The organism is Tabrizicola soli (assembly GCF_015999335.1).
In the GTDB taxonomy this organism is placed as follows: Bacteria; Pseudomonadota; Alphaproteobacteria; order Rhodobacterales; family Rhodobacteraceae; genus Tabrizicola; species Tabrizicola soli.
This window is the reverse complement of record NZ_JAEACP010000009.1, coordinates 160,742-173,562: the sequence shown is the minus strand read 5'-3', so window position 1 is coordinate 173,562 and position 12,821 is coordinate 160,742. Positions and strand designations below refer to the sequence as shown.

Sequence of the window (12,821 nt, the reverse complement as noted above, 5' to 3'; positions counted from 1 at the left end):
CCGGCGCTCCTCGGTGGCGGCTGCGACACGCCTCGGCTGCCGGATCCCGGACGGGTGGTCTGCGGCTGGCGTCGAAGCGGTTCGCCTCCGTTGAACGGTCCAGCACTTGCGCCGGTGGATGGCCAACCCCTCCCGGCGCTCCTCGGCGGTGGTGGGGTGGCGCCTCGGCTACCGGGTCCGGGGCGGCGGCCTGCGGCTGATGCCGAAGTGGCCCGCTTCCGCCAAACGGCCGGCACTTGCGCCAGTGGATGGCCTATCCCTTGCGGCGCTCTTCGGCGGCGATGAGGCGCTCGGCGGTTGCGGCACGCCGCGCCTCGGCTGCAGGGTCCCCGGCGGCGGCGTGGAGTTTGGCCAGATGGGCATGGGCTGCAGGCAGGGCCGGGGCGCAGGCAAGCGCGACCCGGCCCAGCGCGACAGCCCAGCCGGCATCCCCGGCCGCAAGGGCCTGATCGGCGGCCAGCGACCAGAGACGCCGGGCGCTGGGGGCGGCGAGGGCAAGGCGCTCGGCCAGATGCAGCGCCGCGACGGGGCCCTCCAGCGCGTCCCGTAGGGCGATCAGGGCGGCGACGGCCCGCTCATCCGCCGGAGAGAGGGCCAGGGCAGCCAGAAGCGCAGCCTCGCCCCCGGCCATGTCGCCCGCCGCGAGGCGCAGGAGCCCGAGGGCGAGCGACTTGGACGGATCCTCCGGGTCTAGGGCAAGGGCCTCCTCGGCCAGGGGAATGGCCTGATCGGGATCGTCCTCCTGCGCCTTGGCCAGGGCCAGAAGCGCATCGGCGCGGGCGATCCGCTGCAACCCCTCGACGGTGCCCTGCCCGTCGGCCTGGGCGGCAAGCCATTGCACCGCCTGCACGGCCCGACGCTCGGCGGCTGACAGGCCGGGCTCGCGCGCGACCAGTTCCCAGGCCTGATGCAGGCGGCGGCGGAGGAAAGGCGCGGCGGCAAGCGCGGGGTCCGGACTGGCCGCGAGGGCGCGGAAGGGCGGGTGACCGGCCCGGCGCTGGCCGCGCATCCGCTCGTCGGCCACCAGCAGCGCCAGATCGGTCAGGTCGCGGTGCAGGGTCACGACCCCGGGCGTCCAGTGCGGCTGGGAAAAGCCGACGGCGGCACGGTTCAGCGCGGTATCCTCGCCCGCCGAAAGTGCAGGCGGAAAGTGCCCGCTGAGGCCGAGGAGATGGCGGGAGCAGGACTGGCCATAATGCGAGAGGCTGCGGGGATCGGCGAAGGGATTGCGGGCGGAATAGCGCAGGCGGTTGGCCGCAAGCGCGACGAGGCCCGCACCGGGCAGGCCGCTGACGGCGGTGGAAACCGAGGCCGCCCCCGCGTGGTGACGGGCAAGGCGGCCCGCCACCCAGCCCGGTTCCGCCAGGCAATCGCCGGCTAGGAAGGCGATGAAGGGTGCGCGGCTGGCGGCGACACCGATGTTGCGCGCGGCCCCGACGCGGAGCGGCGTGTCGCTGGTGATCAGCCGGATCCGGTCGGCGACCGGGGCCAGATCGGCGCGGACGCTGCCGCCGCCGGAGTTGACCACGACGATCTCGGTCCCCTGATCCAGCACGGAGCGGACGGCAGACAGAAGGCCGGGCTGGCTGCGGAAGCCGATCACCACCGTCGCGAGGTCGGAGCGGTCGGGTCGCTCCTCGTAGATCGCGGCATCCGGCGGGGCGAGGTCGCGCCACTGGGCATCGGCGGCGGTGAAATCGGCGGTCGGGCGCGCGGCCTCGGCCCGAAGGGCGGCGATGACGGGGCTGCCGGGCAGTCGTGCGGCGAGGGCGGACAGGCCGGCTTTTCGACCGCTGGCGACAAGGGAACGGGCGCGGATCAGTTGGGCAGAGAGATCCTGCGGCCGGGCGGTCAGGATTTCCCCGGCGAGCGCGATGGCGGCAGGATGGTCTCCGGACTGGAAGGCGTAGCTGGCAGCCAGGAAACAGAGATCGTGATCGACAGGATCGGCATGGAACAGATCGCTGGCGATATAGCAGGCATTGCGCTGGCCGCTTCGGCGCAGGGCATGGGCGACGCGCACGAGGCTGACCTCGGGCGGATCGGGGCGGATCTCGCCCAGATCGTCGGGGTCGGGGGACCAGAGTCCGTGATCCTCGACGAAGGGCGGATCGAAGGTGCGGCCGGGGGGCAGGGGTTCCAGCACCATGCCACGCTCGTCGTCGAGATAGTCGTAGCCGATCGCCTGGAAGCGGCGCTCGGGGTCGGCGGCGGCGTAAAGTTCGCGTCGGAGTTTGCGGCGCGCGGGCGAGGCCATGCGCAGGTGGTAAAGGTTGATCCGGCTGGCGCGGCGGCGAAAGCCGCTGTCGTCGGCGACCCAGAGGCCGTGCAGCGCGGCCTCTTCGGCCCCGGCGGCGGCGATGGGAAAGAGGCGCAACACGGATTTCGCGCCCCAGGGACCGTCACTGCGGTATTCCGTGGGCGAGAACATCTCGCGCAGGGAGAAGTGCCAGAGGCAATCGCCCTCGGCCAGGAGGGCGGGCAGCCAGGTGGCGAAGCCCTGCTCGAAGCGTTCGTCCGGATCGGGGACGAGGAGCCAGTCGGCCCCCCTTTCGCGGGCGGCGGCGAGAAGGCGCCGGCGGCGGGCGGGCTCATCGGACAGCGCGGCCTCGGCCGAACGGTCGTCCCAGGCGACGAAGCCGTGGATGGCGGGGCGGATGTTCTCGATGAGGTCGGGGACGAGATGGGCGTCGTATCGGAAGGAAAAGGCGGCGAGTACGCGGAGCTGGCCCGGAGCGGGATCGCGGAAGCTATCGTGGTGCAGCATCGGGGTGCCTTCTGGGGTGGCTTCAGCCTAGCGCGGGGCCGTGCGGCCCGCCAGTGTTGACCCCGTTGGGTGCCGGGCGTAATCCGGGTGGGATTTCAGGAGATCCGACCCGTGGCCATTCATCTGCACCGAAACGACCTTCCCGACGGGCTGACGCTGGGCCCGGTGGTGGCGATCGACACCGAGACCATGGGGCTGGATCCGCGCCGCGACCGGCTGTGCGTGGTGCAGCTCTCGGACGGGACGGGGGACGCGCATCTGGTGCAGATCGCGAAGGGGCAGGAGCGCGCGCCGAACCTGGAGCGGCTTTTGGCCGATCCGGCGGTGCTGAAGCTGTTCCACTATGGCCGCTTCGACATCGCGGTGATGAAGAAGGCGTTCGGGGTGACGACCGCCCCGGTCTGGTGCACCAAGATCGCGTCCAAGCTGGTGCGGACCTTCACCGACCGGCACGGGCTGAAGTACCTGCTGGCCGATCTGGTGGGCGTCGACGTTTCGAAGCAGCAGCAGACCAGCGACTGGGGGGCGGAGGTGCTGACCGAGGCGCAGAAGGAATATGCAGCCTCGGACGTGCTGTATCTGCATGCGCTGAAGGCGGAGCTTGAGGGGCGGCTGAAGCGCGAGGGGCGGATGGAACTGGCGGAGCGGTGCTTCGCCTTCCTGCCGACCCGGGCCGAGCTGGATCTTCTGGGCTGGGAAAACGTGAATGACATCTTCCTCCACTGATTTCCTGGCGACCGGCCGCCGGGTGATCCGGCGCGAGGCCGGGGCGCTGGAGACTCTGGCGGGCGCGCTGGGGGACAGCTTCGGCGCGGCGGTCGCTCTGCTGATGGCGGCGAAGGGGCGGGTGATCGTCTCGGGCATGGGGAAGTCGGGGCATATCGCCCGCAAGATCGCGGCGACCTTCGCCAGCACGGGAACGCCGGCGCATTTCGTCCATCCGGCCGAGGCAAGCCATGGCGACCTGGGCATGGTGGCCGAGGGCGACGTGCTGATCGTGCTGTCGAACTCGGGCGAGACGCCGGAACTGGCGGATATCCTGGCCCATGCCAAGCGGTTCGGCATTCCGCTGATCGGCGTGGCGGGGCGCGAGGGCTCGACCCTGATGCGGCAGGCGGATGTGGCGATCCTGCTGCCGCAGGTGCCGGAGGCCTGCGAAAAGGGCATCGTGCCCACCACCTCCACCACGATGACGCTGGCGCTGGGCGATGCGCTGGCCATCGCGCTGATGGAGCATCGCGCCTTCACACCCGAGCATTTCCGCGTCTTCCACCCCGGCGGCAAGCTGGGGGCGCGGCTCTTGAAGGTGCGGGATCTGATGCATGACGACCCGCCGCTGGTGCCGATGGACATGGCCATGGGCGAAGTGCTGGTCGAGATCAGCCGCAGGGGCTTTGGCGTGGTCGGCGTGACGGATGCCGATGGCGCACTGGCCGGGATCATCACCGACGGCGACCTGCGGCGGCATCTGGACGGGCTTCTGTCGCATGTCGCGGGCGAGGTGATGACGCGGAACCCGCGCACCATCGGGACCGAAGCACTTGCCGGCGAGGCGCTGGCCCTGATGAACGACCGCAAGATCACCTGCCTTCTGGTCACGGGCGAGGACAAGAGCCGCGCCATCGGCATCCTGCATGTCCACGACTGCCTGCGCGCCGGGGTTGCCTGAGGTGGCGGGGATCGACAAGCATACGCGGGTGGTGGGCTGGCTCAAGGTCGCCCTGCCGCTGGCCGCGCTGGCGATCCTGTCGACGCTGTTCCTCGTGGCCGACCGCATCGACCCCGAGGACGCCCTGCCTTACGCCGAGGTCGATGTCGAGGAACTGGCCCGCGAGCCGCGGATGACCGCCCCCAGCTATGCCGGGACCACCAGCGACGGCGCGGCCCTGACCCTGACCGCCGAGGAAGCACGCCCCGAGGCGACCGATACCCCGGCCGAGGCGCGCGGCCTGCGGCTGGACCTCGATACCCCCGACGGCGCCCGGACCGAGTTGCATGCGGCGACGGCGGTGATGGACGATGCGGCGAAGCAGGTGGTGCTGTCGGGCGGAGTCAAGGTCACGACCAGCAGCGGCTATGTGCTGGATACACCCGAGATCGCGGCGCAGCTGGACCGTTCGGGCCTGGAGAGCCGGGGCGAGGTGCGGGCGAAAGGCCCGGCGGGCGATATCGTTGCGGGCGGCATGACCCTGAGTCAGGACAACGTGACCCCGGGCGCCTATCTTCTGGTTTTCACCCAAGGCGTCCGGCTGGTATATCTGCCGGGCGGCGCAGGCCCGTGAGGTTCCGACGAATGGCATTCCATCGCGCATTGATCCTGATGCTTGGCCTTGCCGCCGGGATGGCCCAGGCGCAGCAGGCGACCATCGCCTTCGGCGATCTGGAGCAGGACACGAGCCAGCCGGTCGAGGTTACGGCCGACCAGCTTGCGGTCAACAACGCCGACGGCAGCGCGGTGTTCAGCGGCAATGTCCAGGTAAAGCAGGGCGAGATGACGCTGGCGGCGGCCAAGGTCGATGTGCGCTATGGCACCGACCAGTCGCAGATCAAGGAGCTTCTGGCCAGCGGCGGGGTGACGATCACCAACCTGGCCGACAAGGCCAGCGCCGAAGAGGCGGTCTATACCATCGAAACCGGCGTGATCGTGCTGACCGGCAATGTGCAGCTGGCGCAGGCCGGCTCGACCATGCAAGGACAGAAGCTGACGATCAACCTGAAGGACGGGACCGGCATCATGGAAGGCCGGGTGACCACGACCTTCGTGCCGGGCGGCAACTGATGGCGGCAAAGCCGGAACTGACGATCACCGAGGGCGCGGGCGGGCTTCAGGTCCGGTCCCTGCGCAAAAGCTACAAGAAGCGGCCGGTGATCCGCGATGTCAGCCTGGATCTGCGCCGGGGCGAGGTGGTGGCGCTTCTGGGGCCGAACGGCTCGGGCAAGACGACCTGCTTCTACTCGATCGCCGGGCTGGTGACGCCCGAGGGCGGTCAGGTGCTGATCGACGGCAAGGACGTGACCGCCCTGCCGATGTATCGCCGCGCCCGGCTGGGAATCGGCTACCTGCCGCAGGAGGTGAGCATCTTCCGGGGCCTGAGCGTCGAGGACAACATCCTGGCCGTGCTGGAGATCGCCGAGCCCGACCGCCACAAGCGGCGCGAGCGGCTGGAAGAGCTCTTGAGCGAATTTTCCATCACCCATCTGCGGCGGACCCCCGCGCTGGCCCTTTCGGGCGGCGAGCGGCGGCGGGTGGAAATCGCGCGCTGCCTGGCGGCGGATCCGAAATACCTGCTCCTGGACGAGCCCTTCGCCGGGGTGGACCCGATCGCGGTGGGGGAAATCCGCCATCTGGTGCATGACCTTAAGGCGCGGGGAATCGGGGTGCTGATCACCGACCACAACGTCCGCGAGACGCTGGAGATCGTCGACCGCGCCTATATCCTGCATGACGGCAAGGTGCTGATGAGCGGGACGACGGATGAGGTCGTCCGCGACGAGACGGTGCGGCGCGTTTACCTGGGCGAGAACTTCCGCATCATCTGAAAAGGACCCGGTTGACAAGCCGCATCGCGGGTGCGCCAAATACCTTCAATGCGTGCGTCACTTGCCCCTGTTCGGTCCCGTCCTGCCGCGAAGTCTTCTGCCGGCCGTTCTTGCGTGGCGCTACGTTCTTTCCATCTCTTGTGTAGGGGATCGGCCGGTTGGGACTGACCCGAACCGGCCGGAAAGCATGCGAAAGGAGAGGCCATGCGCTATCAGATCAGTGGGAAACAGATCGACGTCGGTGAGGCTCTTCAAACCCATGTGAAATCGGAAATGGGCGAGCTGGTCGAAAAATACGCCCAGCGCCCCACCGAATGCATCGTGGTTTTCTCGCGTTCGGCGCACGAATATGTCTGCGAGACGGTGATTCACCTGTCCACCGGCCTGAACGCCCAGGCCAAGGGTCACGCGGTCGAGATCTATGCCGCCTTCGAAAGCTGCCGCGAGAAGCTGGACAAGCAGCTGCGGCGCTACAAGCGGCGGATCCGCAACCACCACAACCACCGCACGGCCCCTGTTGAATTCGCCGGTGGGTCCTCGTATATCCTCGCCGCGTCCGATGAGACCGAGGATGCGGAGCCCGATACGCTCCAGCCCGTCGTCATTGCCGAGATGGAAGCGAAGATTCCTTCGATCACCGTCGGCGAGGCCGTGATGCAGCTGGAGCTTGCCGGACATCGCATGCTGGTCTTCCGGAACGAAGGACATGGGGGCGTGAACGTGGTGTATCGTCGCGATGACGGGAACATCGGCTGGATCGACCCGCGCAACAGCAGGTAAGGCGCCGACGTGGCGCGGGAACAAAGCCCGACGATGGAACTCTCCAAGCTACTCGTGCCGGCTGCCGTCAAGGTGGTTGGGCAGTTCACCTCGAAGAAGCGGCTTTTCCAGGAGCTGGGAGAGATCGCGGCGCAGGCCTACGGGATGTCGGCGGCGGTGGCCATCGACGGGCTGCAGGAGCGGGAGACGCTGGGCCCGACCGGCGTGGGACATGGCATCGCCCTGCCCCATGCCCGGCTGGAGGACCTGAAGGGGATCGTCGGCGTCTTCGTCCGGCTGGAGAAGCCCTTGGATTACGACAGCGTGGACCGGCAGCCGGTGGATCTGGTCTTCGGCCTCTTCGCCCCGAAGGACGGGGGGGTCGACCATCTGAAGGCGCTGGCCCTGGTCAGCCGGACGATGCGCGACCAGGGGGTCCTGGCGAAGCTGCGGGCGAACAACGATCCGGCCAAGCTGTATGCGATCCTGACCGAAGCCAAGGCCCCCCAGGCGGCCTGAGCCGGTTCGGCGCGTTCAGACGAATCAAGGGCGCGCAGGGTTTCTCGACCCTGTGCGCCCGCATCACATGCGCCAGCGGGTGAAGCCGAAGCCGGTGTAGTCGCGCGCATAGGCAGCCTCGGCGGCGGTCTCGAGGCTTTCGTCCCAGATCGTGGCCAGCGCCTGCGCGGCCGGGTCGGCCGCGGGCGGGGGCGGGGCAGTCACGCCGATCTCGGCGGCGAGGAAGGCCAGAGACCGGGGCAGACAGTCCTCGCGGATCACGAGGTCGAGGGGGTGGAAGCCGGCAAAGCCCTGCAGGATCGCGCTCTGGCTGGCCCAGTTCGGATCGACCCGGTTGCCGGTCTGGCCCGAGGTCGCGAGGCGGCACCAGTTCAGGAACACCAGAAACGCCTCGCGCTCGGCCGCCGGATCGGGGAAGGGCCGGCCGGGATCGGGCAGGTTGGCCTTCCAGGCGCGGATCAGGCTGCGGCGCTGGTCGGCCAGCTGGCCCGAGACGATCTTCTCGCGGAAGGCGACATGCGCGCGGAGGAGAGGATGGCGCACCACGGTAAAGGCGCGGTGGCCGGGATGGTCGCGTTTCCACTGGCGCAGCGTGCGGTTGTCGAAGCCTTCGACCAGCCCGCCAAGGGAGGAAAGCCAGTCGCGGACCGCACCCTCGGGGCCGGAGCGGACGGGGAAGAACAGGAGGGGTGCGTCGCGCGCGGCGGTGACATGGGGAATCGCCGCGGGGCGGCGCGGCTCGAACACCGGAGAGCGGGCGAGGGCGAAGAGATCGGCCCGGGCGACGGCGGCGGCCAGGTCCTGCGGGTTCTCAAGCTTGTCCTCCAGCGCCTCGGGGTTCTGCTTCTTCAGCGTGTCATCCACCGCCTTGAGCCGCCCTTCGACGCCAAGGAAGGCGGCGAGGCCGTTCAGGACCTCGACCGAGGCCAGGTCCTCGTAATCCAGCACGAAGGCGGTCTGGCCCGAGGTCTGCAGCCCATGGAGGATCTGTCGCTGGAAAGATTGCTCTGCGGAAAGGTGGTCGCGGAATTCGCCCTCATCAAAGCGGGCGGTCGCGGTTTTCAGGCGCTTGGCATCGGTCAGCTTCCACTGGCCGGTCGCGCGGGCGATCTGCCAGCTGACATAGCTGTCGACCGGATTGCGGGTGAGGATGATCTTGGCGCAGGCGGGATCGGCGAGCAGGATGTCCAGCACGCGGGGATCGTGGTCGTGGAAGAAGCGAAAGCCCGAAAGACCGGGGCTCTCGGTCCGCAGCTTGCGCAGAAGCGGCCTGGGGTTCGCCTCGCGGGCTTCAAGCGTGATCCCGAACAGTTCGGTCACGTTCTGCTTGCCGATGAAATGCGGATTGAACACCTCGCCATGGCTGACGACGCCGGGCAGCGCGTTCAGGTTCGCTTCCAGGAAGTTCGAGCCGGTGCGCATTCCGGCAAGGATGACAAAGCTGGTGAAGGGCTGCGGCATCAGGTCACTTCAGGCGCAACAGCGGCGAGGGGGCGGACTTGCTGCCGAAATCGATCGGGAAATCGCCCATCAGCACGGGATGCATCCCCTGATTGCGCAGGTCCTGGAGAAAGGCGCCGAAACCCAGAAGCGGGATCATCGGCGGCAGGTCCACGTCGCGATGCGAGCCGCGCGGGTTGAGGTCGTCGAGAAGTTGCATCAGCGGCTCGGCCGGGTTCTCGACAAATTCGGCCAGGCTCCAGATCCGGACATTCGCCTTGGCCTCGGGGTGGTCGAGCCGCGCGATCAGATCCGCTTCGATCTTCTGCAGGCGCGCAGCCTCGGCCCGGACCGCGGCCGCCGGGCGGGCGGAGCGCCAGAGCGGCACGGCGAAGGCACCCGAGATGATGAAGACGCGCGCGTTGCTATCGCCCGCGATGAAGCGCGTCACGTCCTGCACATCGGCGGGGCCGAACTGGAAGCACTGCGTCTCGCCCCTGGTGTTCCAGACGAGGTTGGTCAGGAAGCTGCCGGGGTTGTAGTCGCGCAGGGCGGCCGAGTTGGAGAGGCCGCCGGTAAAGACGCGCTCGTTCTCGGCAAACTCGACGCGATCGGGGGCGAAGAGATGGCCGTGGACCCTGGCCCCGGTGGCGCGGGCGAGCCAGGGATGGAAATCCGGGAAGAGCTGGGCAAAACCCTGGAAGACGCCATAGGTCGCGGCCGCGCGATTGCCGCCGCGGGCACGGGTCGGGAAGCGGCTTTGCATGAACAGGCCGGGGCGGCCACGGGTCCGCCGCTCGACCGCCTTTGCGAACAGGCGGTCGATCTTGGCCGGGTTCGGCGCAGCCCGCCGCTCGGGCAGCTCGGTCAGGAAGGTGCGGTAGAGCAGGTCGGCCTGGGGCCAGATCTTGCGGGCGACGAAGGCGTCCGACTGGCGCAGGAGATGCAGGTGGTCGTCGTAGAACACATGCGGGCGACCCTGGAAATCGAACTTGCAGAGCGTGAGCGAGCGGCTTTCGATGCGGGTGGAGACCTGGCGCACGAGGGTCTGGAAATAGCTTTCGTCCGGAATCCAGACGCGGCGGAAATAGCGGTCGAGGCGGGGCCGGTCGGGATGCGACAGGATCGCCTGCAGCGAGCGCCGGGTCAGGCACCACCACTGGCTGCCGAGGTGCGGAACCAGGCCCGCAGGGATGCGGCGCTGGACTCCGAGGCGGCGTTGCAGCACGACATAGCGGTCGAAGAGGCGGCGCTGCTTCTTCCAGGAGAAGGGGAAGCGGAGGGTGAACCGCTCCTTGTTCAACCCGCCGATGGTCCAGCCGACATCGGCGGTGGTCACGCTTTCGATGAAATCGGTGTCGGGATGGGCGCCGAGATGGGCCTGAAGCTCGGCCACCGGGCGGATCGGCAGGCAGGCGCCCGAGGCGAGGAGGACATGGCCGACCTGGGGAAAGCTGGCAAGCAGCTGGGTCGCGGCGATATTGGTGGCCTGGACCAGGCTGAAGGTGCCCCATTCGCAGGGGACGCGGGCCGAGAAGCGGACGTCGGGCAGGTCGGAAAGCGCCGCGGCGAGGGCGGCGCGCTGGGCTTCGGGGACACGGCGGTCGAGGTGGATGACGACGGGACAGCCATTGGCCGCCCAGTGCCGCGCGACCTGGGCGGCGCGGTCCAGCGCCGTATGGCAGAGCATGACGACGCCGAAGCTCATGCCCAGTTTCCCTTCGACATCAGGCCCAGGATCTCGAGCTGGCGCCAGTTGACGTATTTCTCGCTCCAGTTGCACCAGAGGTCGCGCTCGCGGCTGATCCCGGCCCGATAGGCGCGGTATTCGTGGCCTTCGGCATAATGCTGGCCGCGACGCATCTCCTCCTCGGCCTTGGCGGCGAAGGTGTCGAGGAACTTGGCGTGCAGAAGGCAACCCGAGGGCTTCTCGCCGCCGGCGTCGTCATAGGTGAGGTTGAGGCCGCGGGGCAGGAGCATGTGGGTCGAGGAGACATAGGCGAAGGAGCGGTGCCAGCGGACGAGCGGGATCTTGTTCAGCGCGGGGGCGCGGTAGGGCTCGTCGGTGAAGAACAGCCGGGCGCGGGGGCCGCCCTGGATCCAGAGGTTCAGAAGCGGCCAGCTGCGGTTGAAGGTGTAGTTGCCGCTGTCGAAATACTGGGCGATCTCGAAGGGGTTCTGCCCCTCGTGGTAGGGTTGCTCGTGCATGGCGCCGCGGGGATACATGTCGAGGAGCATCGAGGAGAAGGTGCGGTTTCCGGCGCTGTCCAGCCAGTCGGTCAGCGCGCGCAGGGGGCGGGTCTCGCAGAAGGGGTAGACCAGGAACTCGTCGACATCGACGGTCAGGCACCAGCGCCCGTGACCATGGCGGCGCAACAGATGCATGATCCAGTCCATACCGAAGCGCGACTGCTTGTAGCCGGCCGGGGTGCTCCAGAGCGAGACGTCGGGCTGGTCGGCCAGATACTCGCGGGTGCCGTCGTCCGAGGCGTTGTCGACGATCAGGAAGTGGTCGACCCCGAGCTTGCGGTAGTAGTTCAGGAAATAGGGCAGGCGGACGCGCTCGTTGCGCATGGTGGAGAACAGCAGGATCGGCTGCGGCCCGAGGCCTGCCATGCGCTGCGTCACCGGCTGAAGCTGCCGCCGCTTGGTGAAGGCGCGCCACAGGAGTTGCTTGCGCTGGAGGCGCAGGCGGTAGATCGACAGCATGCGCGAAAGGGCAGTCATACCCAGCCCCCCCGCGACATCAGGCCCAGGGCTTCCAGCTGGCGCCAGCCGGTGTAGCGCGAGGAGGCGGGGCTGTGCAGCACCGGATCCCGGATCAGCCGGTCGTAGTAGCTGGCATATTGCGCGCCATCGGCAAAATGCTCGCCCCGCGCCTTTTCCTCGGCCGAGCGGTCGATGATGCCGGGCAGGAACTTGGTATGGAGAAGCACCCCCGAGGTCAGCTCGCCGCCGTCGGTGGCGTAGACCTGGTTCAGGCGCGGCGGCAGCAGCGCATGGGTCGAGTTGACATAGGCATAGCGCCAGTGCCAGCGCACCAGAGGGATCTTGTTCAGCGTCGGCGCGCGACGGGGGGCCTCGGCAAAGAAGGCGCGGGCCCTGGCGCCGCCCTGGATCCAGAGGTTGCGCAGCCGGGGCTGGACCTGGACCTGGTAATTGCCGCCGTCGAACCAGCGCAGGATCCGGGTGGGGTCGTCCCCGGCGGCGTGGCGGGCCTGCGAGATCGGGCCGTCGGGATAAAGGTCCAGGGTCAGCGCGCCAAGGCTGGGCTGGCCCTGCCGGTCAAGCCAGTCGGTCAGCGCCGGCAGGGGGCGGGTCTGCCAATGCGGGTAGACCAGGATCTCGTCGGCATCGAGCGTCAGGCACCAGTGGCCGTGCCCGTGGCGCAGCATCAGCCAGGTCAGCCAGTCCATCCCGAAGCGGGCGGCCTTGTAGCTGGCCCCGGTCTGCCAGAGCGACACATCGGTCTGGTCGCGAAGCAGGCTGTCGGAGCCGTCGCTGCTGGCGTTGTCGACGACGAGGAAGTGCCGCACGCCAAGCCCGCGGTGATGGTCCAGCAGGAAGGGCAGGCGCTGCGCCTCGTTGCGCAGGCAGAGGAAGCACAGGATATCGCCCGGCCGGATCGCGGCGGTCCGGTCGCAGAGCGCGGTCAGCTGGCGGCGGCGGCGGAGGGCGCGGGCCAGAAGCGTCCGGCGCCGGATCCGCAGCCGCAATGCCTGCCAGAGCGCCGCCGGGCCGCGCCCGGGGTCTGGCAACTCGCCGACCGGGCAGGCGTGAGGAAGCCGGCCCAAGG

At 68.9% G+C, this 12,821-nt stretch carries 12 protein-coding genes; 7 read left to right on the top strand and 5 right to left on the bottom strand.

Annotated elements, in window-relative coordinates:
• Positions 1-253 precede the first annotated feature (253 nt).
• The gene (locus I7S92_RS10295) at positions 254-2,767 is read right to left on the bottom strand and encodes a glycosyltransferase (protein WP_197643628.1); all 2,514 of its coding nucleotides are present in this window, start codon (positions 2,765-2,767) and stop codon (positions 254-256) included.
• A gap of 111 nt (positions 2,768-2,878) precedes the next feature.
• Here I7S92_RS10295 and I7S92_RS10290 point away from each other — a divergent pair, with 111 nt between their 5' ends.
• The 7 genes from I7S92_RS10290 to I7S92_RS10260 all read left to right on the top strand — a co-directional run bounded on the left by I7S92_RS10290 (position 2,879) and on the right by I7S92_RS10260 (position 7,585).
• The gene (locus I7S92_RS10290; protein ID WP_197643625.1) at positions 2,879-3,493 is read left to right on the top strand and encodes a ribonuclease D; all 615 of its coding nucleotides are present in this window, start codon (positions 2,879-2,881) and stop codon (positions 3,491-3,493) included.
• Positions 3,474-4,436, top strand: coding sequence for a KpsF/GutQ family sugar-phosphate isomerase (locus I7S92_RS10285; protein WP_197643623.1), 963 nt, complete (start codon positions 3,474-3,476; stop codon positions 4,434-4,436). The genes I7S92_RS10290 and I7S92_RS10285 overlap by 20 nt, the downstream gene beginning before the upstream one ends.
• Positions 4,402-5,049: an LPS export ABC transporter periplasmic protein LptC gene (gene lptC / locus I7S92_RS10280; RefSeq protein ID WP_197643621.1), complete on the top strand. Its 648-nt coding sequence runs from the start codon at positions 4,402-4,404 to the stop codon at positions 5,047-5,049. The genes I7S92_RS10285 and lptC overlap by 35 nt, the downstream gene beginning before the upstream one ends.
• An 11-nt stretch (positions 5,050-5,060) precedes the next feature.
• On the top strand, positions 5,061-5,546 hold the full coding sequence (gene lptA / locus I7S92_RS10275; protein ID WP_197643619.1) for a lipopolysaccharide transport periplasmic protein LptA: 486 nt from the start codon (positions 5,061-5,063) through the stop codon (positions 5,544-5,546).
• Positions 5,546-6,307, top strand: coding sequence for an LPS export ABC transporter ATP-binding protein (lptB, locus tag I7S92_RS10270; protein ID WP_197643617.1), 762 nt, complete (start codon positions 5,546-5,548; stop codon positions 6,305-6,307). The genes lptA and lptB overlap by 1 nt, the downstream gene beginning before the upstream one ends.
• Positions 6,308-6,511: 204 nt before the next feature.
• Complete coding sequence (gene hpf, locus I7S92_RS10265; protein ID WP_197643614.1) at positions 6,512-7,087, top strand: ribosome hibernation-promoting factor, HPF/YfiA family; 576 nt, start codon at positions 6,512-6,514, stop codon at positions 7,085-7,087.
• Between the two features lie 33 nt (positions 7,088-7,120).
• Positions 7,121-7,585, top strand: coding sequence for a PTS sugar transporter subunit IIA (locus tag I7S92_RS10260; RefSeq protein ID WP_197643687.1), 465 nt, complete (start codon positions 7,121-7,123; stop codon positions 7,583-7,585).
• Between the two features lie 63 nt (positions 7,586-7,648).
• On the opposite strand, the gene I7S92_RS10255 is transcribed toward I7S92_RS10260, so the two are convergent.
• From I7S92_RS10255 to I7S92_RS10240, 4 genes are read right to left on the bottom strand one after another with little or no spacing between them, the layout of a single operon-like run.
• Positions 7,649-9,046, bottom strand: a complete 1,398-nt coding sequence (locus I7S92_RS10255; protein ID WP_197643612.1) for a sulfotransferase domain-containing protein — start codon at positions 9,044-9,046, stop codon at positions 7,649-7,651.
• A 4-nt stretch (positions 9,047-9,050) separates the two neighbouring features.
• Positions 9,051-10,733: a DUF5927 domain-containing protein gene (locus I7S92_RS10250; RefSeq protein ID WP_197643610.1), complete on the bottom strand. Its 1,683-nt coding sequence runs from the start codon at positions 10,731-10,733 to the stop codon at positions 9,051-9,053.
• Entirely contained in the window at positions 10,730-11,752 is a 1,023-nt protein-coding gene (locus tag I7S92_RS10245) for a glycosyltransferase family 2 protein (RefSeq protein ID WP_197643608.1), read from the bottom strand. Before I7S92_RS10245 ends, I7S92_RS10250 begins: the two co-directional genes overlap by 4 nt.
• Positions 11,749-12,819, bottom strand: a complete 1,071-nt coding sequence (locus I7S92_RS10240) for a glycosyltransferase family 2 protein (protein ID WP_386003787.1) — start codon at positions 12,817-12,819, stop codon at positions 11,749-11,751. Before I7S92_RS10240 ends, I7S92_RS10245 begins: the two co-directional genes overlap by 4 nt.
• Between the last annotated feature and the right edge of the window lie 2 nt (positions 12,820-12,821).

What these genes read in the sequence shown, in the direction of transcription:
- I7S92_RS10285 (WP_197643623.1), top strand. Translation starts at nt 3,474, where the DNA reads ATGACATCTTCCTCCACTGATTTCCTGGCGACCGGCCGCCGGGTGATC.
- lptA (WP_197643619.1), top strand. Translation starts at nt 5,061, where the DNA reads ATGGCATTCCATCGCGCATTGATCCTGATGCTTGGCCTTGCCGCCGGG.
- I7S92_RS10255 (WP_197643612.1), bottom strand. Translation starts at nt 9,046, where the DNA reads ATGCCGCAGCCCTTCACCAGCTTTGTCATCCTTGCCGGAATGCGCACC.
- I7S92_RS10295 (WP_197643628.1), bottom strand. Translation starts at nt 2,767, where the DNA reads ATGCTGCACCACGATAGCTTCCGCGATCCCGCTCCGGGCCAGCTCCGC.
- hpf (WP_197643614.1), top strand. Translation starts at nt 6,512, where the DNA reads ATGCGCTATCAGATCAGTGGGAAACAGATCGACGTCGGTGAGGCTCTT.
- lptC (WP_197643621.1), top strand. Translation starts at nt 4,402, where the DNA reads ATGTCCACGACTGCCTGCGCGCCGGGGTTGCCTGAGGTGGCGGGGATC.
- I7S92_RS10250 (WP_197643610.1), bottom strand. Translation starts at nt 10,733, where the DNA reads ATGAGCTTCGGCGTCGTCATGCTCTGCCATACGGCGCTGGACCGCGCC.
- I7S92_RS10260 (WP_197643687.1), top strand. Translation starts at nt 7,121, where the DNA reads ATGGAACTCTCCAAGCTACTCGTGCCGGCTGCCGTCAAGGTGGTTGGG.
- lptB (WP_197643617.1), top strand. Translation starts at nt 5,546, where the DNA reads ATGGCGGCAAAGCCGGAACTGACGATCACCGAGGGCGCGGGCGGGCTT.
- I7S92_RS10245 (WP_197643608.1), bottom strand. Translation starts at nt 11,752, where the DNA reads ATGACTGCCCTTTCGCGCATGCTGTCGATCTACCGCCTGCGCCTCCAG.